This is a genomic window from Methanococcus voltae PS (assembly GCF_024807035.1).
Lineage (GTDB): Archaea > AGJL01 > Methanococci > Methanococcales > Methanococcaceae > Methanococcus > Methanococcus voltae.
Genome location: NZ_JANUCQ010000002.1, coordinates 39,929 through 60,019, shown reverse-complemented (window position 1 = coordinate 60,019; position 20,091 = coordinate 39,929). Strand labels below are relative to the sequence as shown.

Annotated in this window: 31 protein-coding genes; 16 read left to right on the top strand and 15 right to left on the bottom strand. The window is 27.1% G+C overall.

Translation table 11 applies throughout. From position 1 onward, the window contains the following. Positions 1-38 precede the first annotated feature (38 nt). The 15 genes from M2325_RS03440 to M2325_RS03370 form a co-directional block, all read right to left on the bottom strand. Positions 39-401 carry a hypothetical protein gene (locus M2325_RS03440; protein WP_259051135.1) on the bottom strand — a complete coding sequence of 121 codons (363 nt, stop codon included), beginning with the start codon at positions 399-401 and terminating at the stop codon, positions 39-41. A gap of 121 nt (positions 402-522) precedes the next feature. After that, positions 523-1,746: an ATP-binding protein gene (locus tag M2325_RS03435; RefSeq protein WP_259051133.1), complete on the bottom strand. Its 1,224-nt coding sequence runs from the start codon at positions 1,744-1,746 to the stop codon at positions 523-525. 157 nt (positions 1,747-1,903) lie between these two features. After that, complete coding sequence (locus tag M2325_RS03430) at positions 1,904-2,326, bottom strand: hypothetical protein (RefSeq protein WP_209631947.1); 423 nt, start codon at positions 2,324-2,326, stop codon at positions 1,904-1,906. Continuing rightward, on the bottom strand, positions 2,326-2,835 hold the full coding sequence (locus M2325_RS03425; RefSeq protein WP_259051131.1) for a hypothetical protein: 510 nt from the start codon (positions 2,833-2,835) through the stop codon (positions 2,326-2,328). The genes M2325_RS03430 and M2325_RS03425 overlap by 1 nt, the downstream gene beginning before the upstream one ends. After that, positions 2,807-3,157 (bottom strand): hypothetical protein, encoded by a 351-nt coding sequence (locus M2325_RS03420; protein ID WP_259051129.1) that lies wholly within the window; start codon positions 3,155-3,157, stop codon positions 2,807-2,809. The genes M2325_RS03425 and M2325_RS03420 overlap by 29 nt, the downstream gene beginning before the upstream one ends. 712 nt (positions 3,158-3,869) lie before the next feature. Next, the gene (locus M2325_RS03415) at positions 3,870-4,565 is read right to left on the bottom strand and encodes a hypothetical protein (RefSeq protein WP_259051121.1); all 696 of its coding nucleotides are present in this window, start codon (positions 4,563-4,565) and stop codon (positions 3,870-3,872) included. A 10-nt stretch (positions 4,566-4,575) separates the two neighbouring features. Beyond that, positions 4,576-4,905 carry a hypothetical protein gene (locus M2325_RS03410; RefSeq protein WP_259051119.1) on the bottom strand — a complete coding sequence of 110 codons (330 nt, stop codon included), beginning with the start codon at positions 4,903-4,905 and terminating at the stop codon, positions 4,576-4,578. Continuing rightward, positions 4,865-5,026 (bottom strand): hypothetical protein, encoded by a 162-nt coding sequence (locus M2325_RS03405; RefSeq protein ID WP_259051112.1) that lies wholly within the window; start codon positions 5,024-5,026, stop codon positions 4,865-4,867. Before M2325_RS03405 ends, M2325_RS03410 begins: the two co-directional genes overlap by 41 nt. Before the next feature lie 89 nt (positions 5,027-5,115). Continuing rightward, positions 5,116-6,099, bottom strand: coding sequence for a tyrosine-type recombinase/integrase (locus M2325_RS03400; protein ID WP_259051108.1), 984 nt, complete (start codon positions 6,097-6,099; stop codon positions 5,116-5,118). Then, a complete protein-coding gene (locus M2325_RS03395) occupies positions 6,080-6,331 on the bottom strand; it encodes a DUF2540 domain-containing protein (RefSeq protein WP_209732546.1) in 252 nt (83 codons plus the stop codon). The genes M2325_RS03400 and M2325_RS03395 overlap by 20 nt, the downstream gene beginning before the upstream one ends. Before the next feature lie 11 nt (positions 6,332-6,342). After that, a complete protein-coding gene (locus tag M2325_RS03390) occupies positions 6,343-6,792 on the bottom strand; it encodes a hypothetical protein (RefSeq protein ID WP_259051107.1) in 450 nt (149 codons plus the stop codon). A 21-nt stretch (positions 6,793-6,813) separates the two neighbouring features. After that, a complete protein-coding gene (locus M2325_RS03385; RefSeq protein WP_259051105.1) occupies positions 6,814-7,284 on the bottom strand; it encodes a hypothetical protein in 471 nt (156 codons plus the stop codon). A gap of 19 nt (positions 7,285-7,303) precedes the next feature. Beyond that, positions 7,304-7,525 (bottom strand): hypothetical protein, encoded by a 222-nt coding sequence (locus M2325_RS03380; protein WP_259051103.1) that lies wholly within the window; start codon positions 7,523-7,525, stop codon positions 7,304-7,306. A gap of 21 nt (positions 7,526-7,546) precedes the next feature. Continuing rightward, positions 7,547-7,750: a hypothetical protein gene (locus M2325_RS03375; protein WP_259051101.1), complete on the bottom strand. Its 204-nt coding sequence runs from the start codon at positions 7,748-7,750 to the stop codon at positions 7,547-7,549. Between the two features lie 27 nt (positions 7,751-7,777). Further along, a complete protein-coding gene (locus tag M2325_RS03370) occupies positions 7,778-7,984 on the bottom strand; it encodes a DUF2080 family transposase-associated protein (RefSeq protein WP_259051099.1) in 207 nt (68 codons plus the stop codon). A 188-nt stretch (positions 7,985-8,172) separates the two neighbouring features. Between M2325_RS03370 and M2325_RS03365 the strand changes: the two genes are divergently transcribed. The 16 genes from M2325_RS03365 to M2325_RS03290 all read left to right on the top strand — a co-directional run bounded on the left by M2325_RS03365 (position 8,173) and on the right by M2325_RS03290 (position 20,068). Beyond that, entirely contained in the window at positions 8,173-8,631 is a 459-nt protein-coding gene (locus M2325_RS03365) for a MarR family transcriptional regulator (protein WP_259051090.1), read from the top strand. 512 nt (positions 8,632-9,143) lie between these two features. Further along, complete coding sequence (locus M2325_RS03360; protein ID WP_259051080.1) at positions 9,144-10,601, top strand: hypothetical protein; 1,458 nt, start codon at positions 9,144-9,146, stop codon at positions 10,599-10,601. A gap of 27 nt (positions 10,602-10,628) precedes the next feature. After that, a complete protein-coding gene (locus tag M2325_RS03355) occupies positions 10,629-10,877 on the top strand; it encodes a hypothetical protein (RefSeq protein WP_259051077.1) in 249 nt (82 codons plus the stop codon). 206 nt (positions 10,878-11,083) lie between these two features. Continuing rightward, positions 11,084-11,335 carry a DUF2683 family protein gene (locus M2325_RS03350; protein ID WP_259051075.1) on the top strand — a complete coding sequence of 84 codons (252 nt, stop codon included), beginning with the start codon at positions 11,084-11,086 and terminating at the stop codon, positions 11,333-11,335. 23 nt (positions 11,336-11,358) lie between these two features. Beyond that, positions 11,359-11,619 (top strand): type II toxin-antitoxin system RelE family toxin, encoded by a 261-nt coding sequence (locus M2325_RS03345; RefSeq protein ID WP_259051067.1) that lies wholly within the window; start codon positions 11,359-11,361, stop codon positions 11,617-11,619. 173 nt (positions 11,620-11,792) lie between these two features. Beyond that, the gene (locus M2325_RS03340; protein WP_259051066.1) at positions 11,793-12,137 is read left to right on the top strand and encodes a hypothetical protein; all 345 of its coding nucleotides are present in this window, start codon (positions 11,793-11,795) and stop codon (positions 12,135-12,137) included. Between the two features lie 306 nt (positions 12,138-12,443). After that, positions 12,444-12,776: a hypothetical protein gene (locus tag M2325_RS03335; protein WP_259051064.1), complete on the top strand. Its 333-nt coding sequence runs from the start codon at positions 12,444-12,446 to the stop codon at positions 12,774-12,776. After that, positions 12,766-13,311: a hypothetical protein gene (locus M2325_RS03330; protein ID WP_259051063.1), complete on the top strand. Its 546-nt coding sequence runs from the start codon at positions 12,766-12,768 to the stop codon at positions 13,309-13,311. Before M2325_RS03335 ends, M2325_RS03330 begins: the two co-directional genes overlap by 11 nt. Positions 13,312-13,368: 57 nt before the next feature. Then, complete coding sequence (locus M2325_RS03325) at positions 13,369-14,421, top strand: hypothetical protein (protein ID WP_259051061.1); 1,053 nt, start codon at positions 13,369-13,371, stop codon at positions 14,419-14,421. Between the two features lie 119 nt (positions 14,422-14,540). After that, complete coding sequence (locus M2325_RS03320; RefSeq protein WP_259051059.1) at positions 14,541-14,855, top strand: hypothetical protein; 315 nt, start codon at positions 14,541-14,543, stop codon at positions 14,853-14,855. A 2-nt stretch (positions 14,856-14,857) separates the two neighbouring features. Continuing rightward, positions 14,858-15,121 carry a hypothetical protein gene (locus tag M2325_RS03315; RefSeq protein WP_259051050.1) on the top strand — a complete coding sequence of 88 codons (264 nt, stop codon included), beginning with the start codon at positions 14,858-14,860 and terminating at the stop codon, positions 15,119-15,121. Further along, the gene (locus M2325_RS03310; protein WP_259051040.1) at positions 15,121-15,630 is read left to right on the top strand and encodes a hypothetical protein; all 510 of its coding nucleotides are present in this window, start codon (positions 15,121-15,123) and stop codon (positions 15,628-15,630) included. The genes M2325_RS03315 and M2325_RS03310 overlap by 1 nt, the downstream gene beginning before the upstream one ends. Before the next feature lies 1 nt (position 15,631). Next, positions 15,632-16,687: a hypothetical protein gene (locus M2325_RS03305; RefSeq protein ID WP_259051038.1), complete on the top strand. Its 1,056-nt coding sequence runs from the start codon at positions 15,632-15,634 to the stop codon at positions 16,685-16,687. Between the two features lie 19 nt (positions 16,688-16,706). After that, positions 16,707-16,979: a hypothetical protein gene (locus tag M2325_RS03300; protein WP_209732527.1), complete on the top strand. Its 273-nt coding sequence runs from the start codon at positions 16,707-16,709 to the stop codon at positions 16,977-16,979. A gap of 12 nt (positions 16,980-16,991) precedes the next feature. Then, a complete protein-coding gene (locus M2325_RS03295; RefSeq protein ID WP_259051030.1) occupies positions 16,992-19,700 on the top strand; it encodes a PKD domain-containing protein in 2,709 nt (902 codons plus the stop codon). Between the two features lie 140 nt (positions 19,701-19,840). Continuing rightward, positions 19,841-20,068 carry a hypothetical protein gene (locus M2325_RS03290; protein ID WP_259051028.1) on the top strand — a complete coding sequence of 76 codons (228 nt, stop codon included), beginning with the start codon at positions 19,841-19,843 and terminating at the stop codon, positions 20,066-20,068. Positions 20,069-20,091 lie beyond the last annotated feature (23 nt).

Below are 20,091 nucleotides of genomic sequence, written 5' to 3'. Positions count from 1 at the left end.
AAAAGAATTGAGATGGTATATTTTTAAAATATGATTTTTTACATCCCACCGCCTTGTTGTCTTCCACCGCCGAAGAAACCAAGAGATTGAAGCAAAATACCTGCACCTAATACCATTGGAATAATTACAAGTAAGTTAAATGTACTTCCTGTTAAATTGGTTAACATTGTTGCTGCACCATACAATGGTGAAGTACTGTTTATCATTTGCATCATAATTGGTGAGATTTGTCCCAAAATACCAATCACGATGAAAAGCATTATAATAACGCCTGCAATTGCATTGACTTGAGATTGAACCCAACCGTCACACTTAGCAGTTGCGATAAGTTTTGCATATTCTGCAATTTGTTTATAACTTAAATTTCCTTCTTCTTCTAATTTTTGAAGCTTACCTAACATTTTTTTACCCCTTTATTTTTTTTTGATAATTATTAATTATTTTATATTATTATATAATAAGAAGTATTCTTGTTGTAATATAAAATACTGTTTAATGCGTACTTTTTTGAACATTTGTGAACTAATTTACAAGTATTTTAGTTTTTAAATTTAACATATATTTTGTAGTAATTAATTTATTTTCATAACAAGTGTGAAGTTCTTTTAATGAAGTATCTATATCATACTCCTTTTTTAAAAATTCAAAGAATTCCCGTATTAATTTATAGTAATAACGTTTTGTTATTTCGTTATTGGCATATATTTGCTGTAAATAGGCTAAACATTGAGTACTATCTTTATCTTGATAGTATTTTGCAATAACTTTGTCTTTAAAGCCATGATTTGAAGAAATGGGTATTTTAGATTCTTCTTGTTCTTCTTCAGGATGTTTAATAGTTTTTATACTTGCACGTATCAAATAATCCCTTACTTTTAATTTTTTAAAGCTTTGAAATCCAAAATTACCATTTTCAATAAGATACTCTCCTTTTTTCAATCTTTTAATAACTGATTTATCTATATCACGGGAATTCGGAACAGAAGCAGCTTTTAAATATATATAATATTGAAATTTACCTACAATGTGATAATCTAAGTCAAAAGAGTTGTGGACTCCGCAATAAAGAGATATCCAAGATTTTCTATAGTCTTTAAAATTGGTGGTAAATCGCTCTAATATCCTATATGCAATACCTTTAAATGTAGCAGGGAATAAATCGTCCGCTTCATCTATAAATATGCTCGTCCATTTTGCATAATCCAAAGTAAGATAATAATCAAAGAATTCAAACCAAAATAAGTTATTATTTTTAGTATTTTTTTCTTTATCGGAAAATATAAGAGTATTGGTTGATTCGATAGTTTCAATTAATTTTGGAGACACCTTATAAGTTGTAGGTGTGTATACGACATTTAAAACGCCTTTTTCAAAATTAGATACTAAATGTTTAATATCTTTGTAAGATTTTTTTCTTAAATCGGATTTAACCCGTGAATCTTCGGTAATTTTAAAAATATCCACTTCATCATTGATATGATGATGAATTAAAACCTTTTCTTCCCAATTTTCTATATAATGATATGATTCTGTGTCTCTACCTCTCCATATTACATATTCATTATTCATTAGTTGCATAGCAAATCTTAACATTAATGTTGATTTACCAGTCCCAGGCGGTCCAGTGATTAAACACTCTTTACCACCATCTGCATAGCTACGTTCTAATGATTTTTCAGTTAATTCCCAACCATTTTTTCGAGCTACGTCTCGACCATTTCCAAAGAATGCTCTTTTTAGATTCATAAGAAATACCTCCAAGAATTTCAAAAAGTGAACAAAAGTGAAATACCCCGAGGGGGAAGGGGTATACATATATATAATGGGTTTATGAAAATGCGAAAAAAATTATTGCAAAAAGTTGCTTGGATGATTTGTTTTTTTTAAAAAAGAAAAAATAAATTTAATGTTCATCCAAAAATGATTGTTTTTCAAAAGCAACTTCATCAGCAATATTTAGTAATAAAAAATATAATCGATTATTAATTTTATTTAATTTATTAATTTTTATTTTATAAAGTTTATAATCTTCAGTTCCAAGAACTTCCTGACCTGAACGATAGCGATGATATAAATCAAAATTGGTAGATAAATTTATTTTATCAATTTTATTGTGTAATTGGTAAAGTTCATCAGACGTATTCATTAATCGCATATAATATTCAGAGTATTCTGTTTTTAATCGCTTCTTTTTTTCTTGAACAATGTACAATAAACTTGTAATTGCCAATTCGAGAGCTTTAATATTTAGTTCGATATCATTACCCCTAGAATATTGAAGTATTAAAAAAACAGTGTTGTTTGCAACCATATCTAAATCGGCCATTATTCCACCTCAAAGTGAGCTGGTACTACTAACTTACGGGAAATCTTTATAAGTCCGATTTCTTTAGCGGTATCATATAATAGCTCTGAAAACATAATTAATAATTTAGGATTTGGTACAGTATATTCGCAAGATATGTGAATTTTCTTTTGTGACCTTGTTTGTAATTCCGTGATTCTTTTACTTTTTTCAATATATGGTACAATTTCAACAAACGAAGATGCACCAATTTGATATTCAATTAAAATAAAGTAATCATTCATATTTTTAGACCATGAAGAATAATATTTTTCAAAATAAGACATTAATTTTATATTATTATTAGTTTTAGGAATATCTTCCTTCAGTTCAAAAAATATATTTGCAATAATTGCAATAACTTCAGAATAAGATTTTAATTTTAAGTTATTGGATAATTTTGTAGAAATAATAAATTCTTTTAAAAATAGTACTTTGGTTGCTAATTCTTCATTTAACTCCCTATTCTTTGATACTTGTTCCGTAATCATAACAACCCTCTGCAACTTTATTGATGGCAATTTCTATGACTTTATAATCAAGATATTGAGGATGTTTTTGTTTAACTTTCTTTATTTCGTTAAAAAATAGTTTTTTCTTACTTTCGGATAATTTATATTTCTTAGCAAGCGTACCTGCTTTACTTTTAACAGTATTTAAAGAACTACATTGAGCATTGTTCATAATTGCATCATTTAGCAAAGTTCCACATCCTGAATCATATATCACGGGAAATTTGCCTGCTGCATAATAATCCCTTTGACCATAATCTATAAAAACTTCATCACATAATGGACATATTTTTAATTTCATCTAATCACCAGATATTATTTAAAATATCGTATATGAAAGGACAATATAAAATAGTAAAATAGACATAATTACGTATGTGTAATCACTAGGTAAGTCCTTCATACAATAATAAATTCTTCTTTGGGAGAAGTAATAATAACTATGAATATGATTATATATTACGATTTCCCCATTTTTTAATATTCTGCTAATCCCGTTGAGCTCTGCTCAACCCGCGTTCAAATCGCGGTCTCCGCGTATTCTTTTATTGAAGTTTTATTTAAGCTTAGTTTTAAAATCTGTTTTATTTAATTTATCTATTATAAAAAAGTAGTTATTTTATAGTTTTATAGCTTTATTAAAGTACGTTATACGCTTATTTTTTTAAAATCCATCTACGGGCTTATTGAACTTATTTTTTAATTTAAAGAGTTTTTAAAGAAAATCTCAAAAAGGCACCAAGTAAACTATCCGCCGTTAGGGCTATAATGGGCATAGCTTAGTAAGGACCTGTAAAGTTGATTGACAGGTTGCAGGACTAGGGTCCTATTTCGGGAATTTTCAATATATCGAAGTCCTTCGATATATGTGGTCCTACGTTTTCGGGCGCAGGACCTCGTAAAATAGGGTGGTCCTACGTATAAAAAAAATAGATTAATATCGCACATGGGACAATATATCTATAAAATAAAAATACATTTTAGTCTTATGGATAAAAGTTAAAAAAGTAAAGTTAGCAAACATATTTCTTAATTTGCTCAGAAGTTCCATATGTTGCTATTATATCAACCTGTATCTTTTTAAGAATATTTTCTTGTTCGGATAACCCTTCAGTTTTTTCTTTTTCATTTAATTCTTCTAACTGAACTATTGATTCATTTACCCATTTTGAATAGATTACTATCCATTTATTATGTTCTTCTTGAGCTTCTTTTATCTTATTATTTTCAAGATTTACAAGCATACTATGTTCTTTACTTGATAATACATCTAAATTAACAAGTAATTCTTTATTGTTATTTATGAAGTTATTGAATTCTTCGGATGTAGAATACCGTTGAAGTTTGATATACCTCTGTAAGACGATTACCTTTTCAACATTTAAATCATTCTCATCACTTAACGTGTTTAATTCTTGTTCTTTTTCTTCCAACCGTTGCTTTATATCATTCAATTTATCAACCATTGATATCACTGCTCGCTTTAAATATTTTATTATTTTTTGATTTTTTTCATTATCAAAGTATTGATTAGCTACTTTGGATTTAATAGATCTAACTACGAATTCAGACATTGAAACTTTATAAATTGATGAATATTTTTCTAAGAGTTTTCTATCTTTTAAGTCACATCGAACTTCAAAACGTGTCGCATGTTTATGTTTTGGTGGTCTTCCAGGTTTTATTTGTCCGTTCCAAGTATTAACCATTGGAACCACCTTATAAAACTGATTTTATTTTCTTTACAGCTTTACTATCTGCTTTTAATTCAAAGAACTTTAAAAGTTTTTTATAGTTGCTTAAATCTTCATTTAGGTTTAAAACTATAAAGTTAGCTTCTTTTGTTTCTTTATTAATATATTCCAAGTCTATTAAAAAGTAAATCATTGATTTATTGGGTCCTTTTACTTTAGATATTATTTTTTTCTTAATCAATTGTTGTAAACGTTGATTATTGCTTTTATAACCCTCTAGTTTGTTTAGCTCTGCAGTACTGATAACTCCACCATTATCTATAATTAACTGCAATATTTCTTCCTGAGTTGCCAAACTCCTCACCCCCTTTATTCTTTTTACAGATTATTAATTCATCCCCATTATCGTGAACAGTAACTTCTTCGTAGTAAGATGCTACCTTTTTAATTATTTTTAAAACAACATATGGATTCATGATTATCCCCCCATAACAAATCTTTTAAATCTTTCAGCGAAACCATTTTATTCACTTCGTTCATAAAATCCTTTCATGGATATGGTTAGTTATAACAAATCTTTTAAATCTTTCAGCATACCCTCTGTTCTCTCTTTAGAATGACTATAAAACAAAGTAGTTTCAATTGATCTATGGCCAAGATACTCTTTTACAATGTCTATACCAACACCTTTATTCAACATATCAACTGCCCTACCGTGTCGAATAGAATGAATTACAATTCTTTTATTTTGAGGAATTTCCCCATCTTTCTTTAATTCCTCAACAGCTTCCCTAAAAGCTTTTCCAAGCCATGTATTATTTACCCTTTCACTTTTATCATTCTGAAATAAAGGACTATTGGGGGTATTGTAAAGATTATGTTTCACATAATAATTCAACAGCTTTAAAGTTTCATAACTACAAACTACCTTTCTTTCTTTACCCCCTTTAGTATTTCTAAGTAGAAATTCACCTTTTTTAAGATCGCAATCTCCATAGGTTAAATTTAATATTTCTGAATGTCTACAACCCGTATCCCAAAGCAACCTTAACATTGTAATATCCCTTATTTTAGTTCTAGAGTTTTGCTGAATAATCTTTTCAATTATCGAATTTAAAATATCAAGAGTCATTGCATCATAATGTTTTACTTCAATCTTACCAAATCTCTTTCGATCCTGTGAATCTATTTCAAACTCTTTAAAGTTTTTAAGTTTAAAAACTCTGTGAAAAACTTTTAAAAAGTTAAAATACCTGTTTTGCGTATTTCTTGAAGTTTCACGTTCTTTTTCAAGATAGTTGAAGAATTTAACAAAATCTTCAGTGATCATGTCTTCAGGTTTTGTGTGATGTGTTTCAAAGCAAAATCTCAAATAAACTCTCAATCGTGTAATGTCATTTTTAATAGTATTTTGTTTAATTCCGTCGAATTCCCGTTCTTCAATGTATCTATCCACCCAGTCTTCCATTTGTGTACTTCTTCCAACTTTTTCCTTTTTCTTCCGCTTCTCTTTAATCATTAGTAAATCATTAATATTGGTATCCTTCATGTAGCTCTGCCTCTTGCAAATAATTAATCAATATGTCGGTGGCTTTTCCATATTTTTCAACGATTTTAGCTTCTCTTTCAGATAACGTTATAGAAACTTTGTGCTTTTTTTCATATTTAACTGCTTGAACTAAATATTCGGGATTTATTTCTTTTAATTCCTCTATTTTATGTAAGAAATACCTTACATCCCTTGAATCGATTTTATTTCTTGTGTAAAAATATTTACGCATTAAAACCCCCTCTAATCTTTAAACATTATTTCAGCATCAAACTCTTCATTTAATCGTTTACAACAAAAGTGGAAACCTTTTAAGGTTTCAAAAGGAATCGTTTGACAGAATTGAACCTCTGGACAAGACATATAGACTTTAGCTTCATCTGTAAAAACGTCTACAAATAAAACTGAGTCATTTACTCGCCCGATTAAAGTTTTTATATCTTCAATCGCATTATCGATAACAAACTTATCTTTTCTAAAGCTAAAAGCGTTATACTCCTCTTTTTTAACTTTTTTCAATAAAACTTTCTTCCCATACTGTGTTTTATAGAACTGTTCAAGTGCTTCCTTATGCTCAGTAAATAATTTGTTAAACTCTTTATTTTCATGATTAACCGATTCCCAATGTGCTCTATGTGAATCGTATTCTTCTCCATTTTCTCCTTGCATTATGTAGTATTCAACAGCTTCCATAGTTCCCCCCACCTTAAAAAGTTATTTCAATAATTGAACGTCTTTAAACCATTTTATACAGTATTCTAATGTCATATTTGATACGATGATTAAAAAACTATTATTTTGTATCATTAGTGGTGTATCCTTGGATTGGATAAAAATTATAGAATTATGTTTATTATTTGTAGCCCTGACTAGATTTAAAACTGCATTTACTTGGTCTAATGGAGCATTACAAATTTGATATTTTGTTCTAGTATTTTCTTCATAGTTTTTAGAAGATTGATACATCTCTTCAAGTTCATCTTCATACTCATTTTTTAAAACATACATCGAAGTTAAAAAGTTTTTAAACTCTCTACCTTCCACGGTATTCATATCAAACCTCAAAGCCATGTAATTATTTAATTTAACCCATTTAAAGTTTGAAAGTTGTGGATTATCTGTTTTATCCAGTCCTAAAAGTTTTAAAGCATTTTGCACTTTAATGTAATCAATATTAGTTTTCATTTTCTCACTCTTTTAATTTTTAATTTTCTTTCAAAACATATTTTTCATATAAATTTAGTTCCTTTAACCAGTTCATGGTAACTTTGTACATATCCACTTCTACCCAACCCATAAGCTCGTTTAAACCTGCTACTTGTCTTTTATATTCTTGCATCACCATCTGTTTGCAATCTTTTTCCGAAGTTTTACCGTACTCAGTACTATAGATTTCTGCAATAATTACCCAGTTTGGTCTTTTCATTGAACCACCTAAGCATTATTTTTAATTTTCAAATTTTTCAAGTGTCTTTTGCTTTTCTTCTTTCGAATAAGCATAAATTCCTTTTGCATTTTTACCTCGTTTTAAAGGTTTATTTCTTTTACTCCAGCAAGTTTTACCGTAATAATTACCCTCCGAATCGCATAAAGCATTTTTCTTTAAAACAGTTTGATTGCATCGTTTACAGATTACTGTTTCATTTTCCATTTTACTCCCTCAATTTTCACGATTTTTTTATTTTTTATCCCCTATTTTTTTACGCTCTGTTTTATATTTTTTATTTTTAGATTCATCGTTCTCTTCCGTATCTTTCATTGTTTCTTCATCTAAAACCTTTACAATAACCCGTTTACCAATTAATTTTCCAGGTATTGCAGGTTGAACTCGACCTGAGTTTCCTAATGGTTTTACAACCCCCTCGTATTCGTGAACTACTTTCACAAATTTCACCTTTTATTTTTATATTTATGTTAGTTTATTTATTTACACTATCATATTTAATTAATCTATTATATATAATTTTCTAAAAATTACACTATCATATATAATTACAATATCATAAAATAATATAATAATGTTTAAAATAACAGGACATCTAAACTTTAAGTAGTAAAAACAAGGGTTGTATTATGGATATGTTAAAAATAATCTCAAAAAAACATGTTAAGGAAATAATTTATTGTTTGGATGAAAATGGGGAATTGTATGTCGGTCAAATCGGAGAAATTTTAAATGTAGACCGCAGAAATTTGAGTAGATTATTAGCTGAATTAGCAAAATCTGAGATTGTAATAAATAGAAAAGAAGAAGTTGAAGATAATTCATTGCCTAAATCGTATTACAAATTATCTATAAAGGGCGAAAATTTAAAATTAATATTGGATATAATGAATATATTGAATAAAGATATTGAAAGAGATATACAATTTAAATTAAAAGAATTAAAAAGAATTCTTGAAGATAAAAATGAAGATTTAGAAGATTCGGGAAATAATAAAAACAATATGCAAAGTAACAATACAATTAATGATAATTCTGGATTTGTAAATACTGGAAATATTGGTGGCAATGTTAAATTTCAAAAATAATTTTTACTATTTTTTATATATTATACTTTATATGTATTACTTTTTTATTATTGGATATTATAAAATAATACTTTTTGCTTTTTGTATTAATGGTTTTACATTGCATTTATGCCGGTAAAAACTATAATAAAACATAGTTAAAATATAATATTTAATACACCATTATCTAATAAAATATAATATTGTTATGGATTGTTTAACCATTTAAGTAAAATAGATTAATTTATTGAATAAAAGTTAATCTACATGATTGGCTTTTCTACCGGTAGTAATTATTAGTATAGATTATATGATATAGATAAGAATTAATAACGGCCGGCCGGTATTAATTATACTATTATTAATTAATACCTCATTTCTAATTTTTACCGGCAATAATTATCATACAAACTAACAAATATGTAATATTATTTTTTTAACTTTTTTCATAAAATATATAAACATTTAATTAAAGATTTTTTAATATTATTATACCATAGGGTAGGAATATCGAAAAAATAGATATATTAAATTTGGAGAAATACGATGAATTATTAAAACTTCAGCCCTCTAATGAATCTGCAGTAACTGGAAAAGTTCGTATTATGATGAAATACGGAAAATATGAAGAAGCAAGAAACTTAATAAATAATCATAACTATTTTAACACATTTAATTTATCGATACAATTTTATAACGCAATTTTATATTTTTTAGATAATAATACCCAAAAATCCAAGGAAATAATTCAAAAAATGTTTTTGAGAGACATGACCATATACAAGCCTGACGATTATTTTAAAGACGTTTTATCAAATATAAATTATAATGTGCCTGAATTTGAAGATTTATATATTGAAACAAAACTTGAAAGGGAACTCTCTAAAGATAGCCATACTCAAGATCATTGTAAAATAAAAGAATATTGCAAGATTTTGTACGAGCATACGAACAAAATAGAATATAAAAATATGTATGAAAATCTTTTGGAAAAAGAAAATGCAATTAAAAACGAATATTATCAAAAATTAGAACAAGAAAGATTACGATTAGAACAGGCGCGATTTGAAAAAGAAGCAATGGCTCGAAAAGTTATCCTCGAAGAAATTGAATCTTTAAAAAAACGATTAGAATACTATTATGAGGATAAAGATTATGAAAATTTTGAATATGTATATAGTATTCTAAAGGATAATGAAAAATATCAAAATTTTGTAGATTTTAATTATTTGCAAAATTTAAAAAATAATCTAATTAATAGATTAACGGAAGATAAAGTTAACATTTTACGTGAAAATATTCAGTTATATTATTTAAAAAAAGATTATGAAAATTCTACAAAGTATATCGATTTATTATTGAACAATAATGATTATTTAAACTACATTTCAGAAGAGTACTATCTAAATCTTAAAAATAAAATATATGAAGAAGAAACTAAACTTTTTGAAAATAATTTAAAAGATGCACTTTTAGATGGTAATTATATCATTGCTTTAAATAATGCTAATATATTATACCAAAGAACGGGAATTAACAAATATTCTGAGATGGTGCCAGAACTAAAGCTAAAAAAAGAAGAACAATTATTAAACTTAAAAAAACAAAAAATAACGGATGAAATTAATTATTTAAATGAAGACATAAGGAAATATCTATCTAATAAAAAATATGTTAAAGCCATTAAATGTGTAAATAAACTAATTATGAATGAAAACTACGTTCCACATATTGATTTAGAACGTTATAAAAAATTAAAAGATGAAATTACGAATTTAAGAATTAATCAAGAAATAGATATTTTAAAAGAAGAAATAACATTATTGGAATCTAAGAAAAATTATAAAAAAGCAGTAATTAAAATTGATGAACTCCTAAAAAATAAAAAATATGGTAAATTTATCGATAAAAATTATTATTCTAACTTAAAAGACGAATATTTAAAAAATATAAGCCAAAAGAAGCAAAAAAAGAAATTTAGAAAGAAATGATTACTCTGTAATTTTTGAGGTGGAAATATGGAAAAAATATTATATAAATTTAAAAACGATTATACAGATTTTGAAATTACACCATTTGAAAATGGTAAGGAAAAAGAAACTATGATTTTACACATTGATATTGGTGAATCCACCACTAAAGAGGATATTTTAGAAATGTTTGAATCGTATATATTGGATTTTATTGACGAAAAAATCGATTTAGATAAGTGTGAGTTCATTAAAAAAGAAGATGGTTATACGTATATTATTTTGGCTGAAGAATAACTATTAATTCTATTTTTTTAATTTTTAATTTTATTTAGTAAGTAATTATATATACTAAAATAAGAATACATTATATCAAGTTATACGAAGTTAGTTCGACTAACTTGAAATAACTTATTTTACCATTATAAATTTTATAAATAATATTCGAAATATGGCGACGATCAACAAACAATAATAAAACACGGAAAAAGTGGGTGAAACTAATGGTAAAAGCAAACATTACTTTAGATGAAAGTACCAATAAAATAATTAACTTGGTAAAAACGACTGAAGAATTCAAAGATAAAAGTGAAGCTATAAACTATATCGTTTTAGAATACGCTGAAAAAATATTAAATAAAGAAACGTTCAAAGAAGAATTTATTCAGTCAGTGCTTGCAAACAAAAAAAGTTTGCCTTCGGAAAATGTGGATATAACTAGTGAAGCTTATAGGCGTGAATTACTCGGTTTATAATTACCATTATAAGAGATGGTAAAATGCAATTAAAAATTGCAAATGAAAAATTATCTAATAAAATTAAAAGAATAGCTAGAAAAGATAAAAAGCATGCAGAAGCTTTATATAAAGCATTTGATAAATTAATTGAAAATCCATATTGTGGAAAACCTTTAAAGCATGAATTAAAAGGTAATTACCTAATTCACGTTTATTCTTCTTTTGTTTTAATATATGAACTTAAAGAAGACGTTAATACTATTGTTATTTTAGAATATGCGCATCATGATGATGCATATTAATTATTAAATATTATTTTCTTACTTTTTACAAGTTATAAATTTAAACTTTTTAACCCATTAAAACCTTAAATTATATATGTAATCTTTTAGAAAATATTATTATTTAAATTAACGATTTAACTAATTAAGTACTAATTCTTAATATATCCAATTAAAAATCTCGAGGGTTTATTATGATGGATAAATTGATTTCAAAAGAACATGTTAAAGAAATAATTAATTGTTTGCATGTAAATAAAGAATTACAATTTGAAGAATTAAAAAGTGTTTTAAGAATAGATTATAATGAATTAGATATGATAATGTTAGAACTGTTAAACTTAGAAATTGTATTGAATAATAAAGATATTTACAAATTATCCAATAAAGGAATTTATTTTAAAGATATACTGGATAATTTAGATAATTTGGAAAATAATGATTATAATTCTAAATTTGGAGCTAATAGCTCATCAAATAATGAAGGTTTTATAAATATGGGCGTTATAAAAGGAAATGTTAATTTATACAAGTTTTAAGATTAAATAACGAATAATTATATAATAAGTATAATAAGTATAATATTACATTTAAAAATACTTTTTTTAACTTTTTTAATAACATCTATTTTAAATGATAAAGTTTTAAATCATATTATCATTTGTGAAGGTGTCGACCTAATGAACAAATGAATAGATTACCTACTATTTTCCCACCCCTCATTATATCCTTAAATAAAGGACTATTAACTATGAATTATTTAATTAATTACTTTATTTCAAAACTATTTTTAAATTACTCATCACCCTCATTTTAGTATATATGGGATGTAGAATGGTGGAACTATGAAGTTAAAAGTATGTCCCCGATGTGAAGAAGTTTTTCTTGACCAGGGGCAAAGAGATTATTACGCATCGGGTAAATTTGCAGTTATTTATGATACAGGCTGTGGAACACTACTAAATAGTGCAGTTATTAATGCTGGAACTTGTAGTTCAATGAACACGGTTAAAAGTAAAGCTGGCGAACTTGCTAAGAAATATAAATTATCCGAAAATAAGAAAAAACTATTTTTTAATGAAATAAAGAACGTTAAACAAAATCATCCTAATTATCTTGACTATCAAGTCATAGAAATTGCATTAAATATGATTGCAGAGGGTTGTTATGAAATATAATAATTCAGAAAAATATAACGTAGATATCCAAAATCAAAATGGCGGTCAGGGTAAAGTAATCGCAGATTTAGATTTAAGGAAATATATTGCAGAACATTATATTAATGCAATCGAATTAGAGAGTCTCGCAAAAAACAGTTCAAATTTAAAATATGTAAAATCTCTTGTCGATGAGCTTAATGTATTGCAAAGATACCTTAAACCGCACGTAAAAGAATATATAAAGAAAGAAGAAAGAAACATGGCACCTTATATAAACGAATTAAAATTAAAAACAAATAATATAAATGGAAAAGTTATCATTGTTAATATAAATGAAATTAAATACTATTTTGATAAATTACAAAACTTAGCTTACCAGGTTGGTTTTATAAAAGTCAATAACTTGTATAATAAAAAATCAAAAACCGTTATAGATTTTTTAGAAGATTGTTTCACTTCTTCATACCCTAAAGCTTTTGATGAAGCGTTTGAAACTTTTGATAATAATATGGAAGTTTTAAAATCAAAAAATAAAGAAAATAAAAAATTTTAATCGTTTTTTTTTGCTCGACTTATATTATTATATAATATATATAGAGGGGGTGTGAATATGCTGAAAACACGGAAAACACGGAAAACGAATCAAAACTATATCTTCAAAAACATGTTAAAAAACTACATTCCTCAAAATAATAGTAATATACCGATTTGTCTTTTTTTTCAACTATTATCTTATTCAAGAATTGCATCTGAGTCCGATTTACAGGTTTTAATCATGGGTAAGGAAGGTTCTGGTAAATCAGGGTTATCTATGATATTGGGTGCTACAATAGATGAACATTTTCTTGATAATCTTAAATCTAAATTCTACCTTTCAGGTGGTTCTGAAGTTATAAGATTTTTTGAATATATTCAAACTCAAAATAAATTAGGTAATAAAAAAATAGTTTATTTAATCGATGAAGCACACACGTGGATGCACTCTCAAGATGCCTCAACAAAAGAATCCATCAGATTAAAACAATATTATCGTAATGCAAGAATCTCGGGAGCTATTGGTTTACATTGCACACCAAATATGACTGAAATACAACCTTTGATTATTCAACGCTCCGATATTATAATCCTGTTGGGTAAATTGGATGTTAATAAAAATTTAGGTACTGGATATATTTTTTTAGGCGAAGATAAATTTAATCTTGCAACTAAGCTTAAATCATTACGTTCAACAGGTCAGTATATTTCAAATGACCCCGAGGAACTCATGAAACAATGTAATGGCAACGCTACTTTTACTTTTAAATGGAGTCAAGAACCTAAACTTTATAATTTGTATCGTCCTCTAAAAAATGCAGGTTATTCAAACTTTTTAGACGATGCAATTGCTGAATTATCAAATAAACACAATTTAACACAAATATCAAATGATTATTACGGTTTAGAAATTAATCCTGGCGGTTATAAAACTACATACGATGAAAAACCGCCCGTACTTTTTGAAAATGATTATATGTCTTACAATGTAATCGTAGAACTAACAGATATTAATTATAAGGCATTAAGTCAAAAAGTAGCTCGATTAAGAAAGCAAAACAAAATATCGACGGTAAAAATAGGACTTAAACAATACGTACGTATTGGAGATATTAACAAATTATTATAAGTTTTTTTATTATTTTCCATTTTGGAGGTGATATTATGTAAAAATTAATAGAAATTAGGCTATTTTCAGTTATTTATTTAATTATTTATTATTTTAAAAAAATTAAAAAGGTGTAGCATATGCAACAAATCTTATTAACAAATATGAAAAACGTTAAAGCAAACTTAAAAATGTTTGCAAACGTAATAACAGGAGTTTCAAGGGGTGAAATAAGTATTAGGAGCTTAGCAAGTATTGTTGGAGGTATATTTATCTCAATAATCATGACTTTGGTTGTATTGGGTTATTTATTAGAACCTTTGACTGATGCACTAAATGGAACTGCGTTAGCCCCACACGCCGATAAAATTATTGCTATGATTGGTATTGTATTTGGTCTTTTGGTACTCATGCCATTATTACTCTTAATCGATCAGATGAGAGCGTACTTCTAAATATGTATACGGAGCTAATAACTGTAACATTGATAATATCAACTACTATTTTAACTGCAATGTTACAACTTCCTAAATTCCGAAGATTTTTTTTCGGAATTATCACATTTATTTTCTCAATCAATACTACCATAGCAACGGCAAATACTGTTTTTAACGATATTAAATTAGATTTAACTTATTTAACGATTACTTTTGCAATTATAACATTATGGAATTTGATAATCACAATGTATACAATAATGGATGGGCAACCGGTGGAATAATGAATGAAGAGTACGAAAGATATGGCGATGAAGAAGAATATATCGAAGATGAAGAAGAATATGGGAATGAACCAGAAGATTATGGTTCGCAATATGCTTCAAGTTCAAGAGTAACCGAAGCAATTGATTTACAGGATATAAGCAACAAAGATAGCTTAAAAATAATAATGCACGAAGGTAATAATTATAAAAATAATCCTGATTTGTATTTATTGGGTGCATCGACTGCTTTATCGGTTACTGATGAATTTAGTAGAAAAGAAATGATGATGGATTTAAAAATAAACGAATTTTCTAATAAAGATTGGGGGAAACCGAATATTTTAAAATCCCGTAAAAATTCATATAATCGAGAACATTTAAGGGCAGTTACTAATTTAAACCTTACAAAATCCGATAAGGGTAGATTTGCAGACTTAACACATATTGTTCAAACGATGCACCACAACAACGTCAATCAAGTTCCAAAACCAAGAGGATTTTTTAGCGGGTTAATGAGGAGGGGTTAATATGATTGAAATAATATTAATGATTTTATTAGTCATTGCACTATTTATCGCTTTTATATGTGGTTTTGGCTTTTTCTGTACGTTAACGGCAATACCGAAGGATGCAAAATCTATTGTTTGGGCTAATTTCAAGTACAATGTGCTAAATAAAAAGTATACTTTTTTAGCAAGAGATGTCAATACGGGTAAAATACACGTAGGGGAACACGACGGTAATATTTCCAAGATAAAAATAGGTAAAAGAGTTGTAGAACAGCCAAGAATTAGGTTAAAAGATAAATTATGGGACATACCATTTGGAGAGTTTAGGCAAGGTATGGGTATACCAATCAGGGGGGATGCACCCGTAATCTTAAAGAAAATAACACAAACGTATGGAGCTCATGCAATAGGTGAGTATTTTAATACTTATTTAGAATATCAATCACTTATCGAAGATTATTCGGAAGACCCAAAGGTTGAAAAACAAATTACAAAACTTGAAGATAGATTATCTGAAATGAGGGATAAATTTGCAGTAGTTGCAGGCTCAGGAGTTAGCTATTTTGATGAAAGAGATTTAGAAATTTATGAAGATATTGAAAATGATTTAAAAGAATATGAAAAACATAATGATTCTGAAAATTATTCAAATCTAAAAAAGAAATATTTAGAATTTATCACTTATATTGTAGATAAATATAAAGATAAAAATTTAGGAGAATCGCTATTTATCCTTAAAAAACATAAAAAAACAGGTAATAAAATTCATAATACTAAATTTATCGAATTTGTAAATTTAGCTGATTTTGATGACTACATACTTGATGGAGACCCTATGAGAGTTCAAGGTTTCATTGAGGAAAGAACTGCAAACCATATTTTAAAACATCTCAAAGACTTTAACAAAACTCAATTTTATATAATAGCTTTAATTGCAGGTGGAGTAATGCTTTTATTAGGTGGTTATGGGTTAAGTATGTTATTTGGACAGCAAGACGTCCATGTGGTTGTGCAAGCAGTAAATGAAACAGCAAGAACAGTAGTATCAAACGCTACGACGATTCCTATAAGTTAAATGGTTAAATGGTGGAATTATGTTAACATCTCAAAAAATAAGAACACTAATATTATCCATTGTAGGAATCGGAATGACCATATTTGTATGGTATGTTGTAACTATTGCGGTTTCTTCAATAGACCAAGCTTTATATCCTATTGCAATGGAAATGGCTCCCGATATGATGGGTTGGCACGACCAAATCGTCTTAGTTTTAAATTTATCTGTGACATTAATAATAGTTGCCATATTAGTTAGCGCTTATGCAAGTAGAAACGGATACGAGTCAGAAGACGGATATTATAGGTAATTGGGTGATATTATGAAAAATATGAAGAAATACATTTTTCTTTTTTTGATTTTATTAGCTTTTTTATCGATAAATTCCGTTTCTGCTGATTTTAATTATTATACTAATATTGAAGTTACAGAATTCGAAGGAACTTCTGCAACTTTTCCAATTTATTTAGTCGATAGAATCCCTGATTTTAACAACAATGGATTTATAGATAATGAAGATAAATTGTACTTTAAACAGCACCAATATGCTTTAATAAACTACGATTGTGTAAAAGAAGACGGTTCAGACATAGTAGCTTATATGAATGGAAATATCGTTCCTCAAAAATTAGATAGTTTTAAAATTAATCAATTATCCGAAAATAAAATAATCGTTAAGGGAACTACAAACGAACCAACGATAACGCTTAATATTCAATATATCGATTTAAACAGCACTTCGCATATGATTTCTGAAACCGTAAACGTTGAAAATACCAACTACTACTATGAAATGAGTACTGAAAATATAAAAGATAATTCAGAAATTAATATTGAAATTCCTCAAAAAAATACAAATATTCAAGGAATAATCAATAAAAAACCAATTATTTTAAGTAAATTATATGTGAAAATTACAGAAACTGGAACGTTAGCTGTAAAATTTGACAATGATAATCCACCAACACCTGAAACGATAACTGTTCAAAAAAATTATTGTAATTATTTTATCGATAACGACGTTTTAACTGCCAAGATTATAGATATTCCGGCAAGTAGTACGACTAATGTGTACATTGAAGAAACATCTAACCCCGTAATTGTAAGTAGTCCTACTCAAGTGTTTGATTTTTATTGTGACGCTTCCACTTATGATGCAAACGATTGGACATGGGGGTATGGTGCAACAACAACCATTGCAAATAATAGAGTATATTTAAATTCAAACCAGGATAAAGGCAATATGCATACAAAAACAATGTATACACATAATACTCGTTTAAAAATGAATGGACAAATTATTAAAGGAACATATTTTGGTTTTATAAATGATTATAGGTTAGAAGCTGGTACTTTATCCCCAAAGTACCAATATATCTATACAGACTATTATTACTCAAGATATAGACAGTTTTACTACGAATCAGGCGTATCTATACAATATATTACAGATGATATATCCGAAACTAATAACGACCGATTATTCACAATAGATTGGTATTCTGATAAAATTGTATCTTCGGCGGATGGATACAGTGTATATAAAGATAAAACGATGGGAAACACACAATATGTAATATATAGATTAGATACATCGCTTTCTTCTTCGTCTTCGATGTCTTTTAAATATTTGTCAGTTCAAAAAATTGATAAAAATGTTGAAATCACTAAAATTTTTGAAGATAATAAATTAAAGGCATTTGTAAAAAATAATAACAATTATGCACTAAATAATTATCAAATTGATATTAATATAAGTGATTTAAATTCTCCAAATTATGTTAATGTGTATACTACAACACTAAATGAAGACCCCATAACTTCAAATTCAAATATCGATTATTATTCGACAGGTTATCAAAATGAAGTAGACTATCCAAGCATTGTAAAAGTAGGGCAATCTTTTGAGTTAATAATTAATGGGGAGTTACCTACTACAACGATAGTAAATTGGGGTGACGGTTCATCAAATACAATGAATTCAAACACAATTACACACAGTTATTCACAAACGGGAAATTATATTATCACCATAACTTATAACAACGAAATAACTAAAAATTACGATATTACAGTTCAAGAAATAGAATATATTAACTATTTAGTTAATTTTTACTATGAAGATAACAGTACAAAATTTAACGATAGTTTAGTAATAAATACTGAAAATTTAAACAAAAATACAAACGATTCAATAAATGTTTCATTACCTGAAAATTCATTAATCGTAGTTTCTTACAATAACGTAGTTAGAAGCGTTTATACTTCTGAAAATAGTATAATTAATATTTATATGCCCTCAAAGACTTCCTACTTATCTCAAGTGCGATTATCCTCCTATTATGATGACAAGATAACTGTAAAATCAACCGATAACAAAATAATCTGTGAAAATACGAAAGAATTAAATACGTATTTAATGACCGGAAAAGTTTATAAAATATACATAAATGACGTTTTTTACAAAGATTTAACCGTAGATGGTGCAAAAGATATATCACTACCTTATTCTAATAGCAATACTGGTTTAGAAATACACGCTACACAAAACGATAAGTGTGTCATAATTTATGGCAAATCGAGTTCTGAGGAAACGTTAAAAGTTGAATTTAAATCAAATTATGGAAATTATACAAATAATTACAAAATAACAAGTGATATGACAATTATACAAATTGACAAATCTACAATAATTGATAATATAAATAATACCCCCAATCAGTTTAAAGTTGATTTAAAAATCTATGATTCATCTAATAAATTAATTCAATCGGAAACTATGGTTTTAATAAATAATAAAATAACTGAAAATACAAACGATTCAAAACTATTTTCTTTAGTAATTGCCTTGGTAATTTTGATAACTCTTTTAATCGTACCTAAATCATATTTTCACATGTCATTATTAATGGCAGGCGGTGTATTTGCAATATTATCGGTTTATTTAGAAAATAATTTATCTATTATAACGGTTGGCTTTTTTACAGGTCTTGCAATCGTTTATTTCATAAAATCTAAAATGGGTAAATAGGAGTAGATAAAATGAAAGGTTTAAAAATCTTTTCTGTAATTTTTATTTTTTCACTTTGTATAACAACGGCATCTTCAATTGCAGGTCTGTACCATATACCTTATGTAAATACCGATATTGTACCCGATGGAGATTCAAAATTGACAGGTCAAGTGAAAGAACAAACAGGAAGCACGCCGACAAATCTCGGAGAAGCCATATTTAATAACTATATTTGGGTTTCTAAAATAGCAGGCTTTTTATTTAATCTACTAACCGGTAATTATGGTTTATGGCTTGCTTTAGGTATTCCAGTACCTTATGCAATACTTTTAAGCTCTGCCACTTGGTTATCTTATTTAATAACGCTAATTGAGATATTTAAATAGATAATAAAAATATAATAAAAATA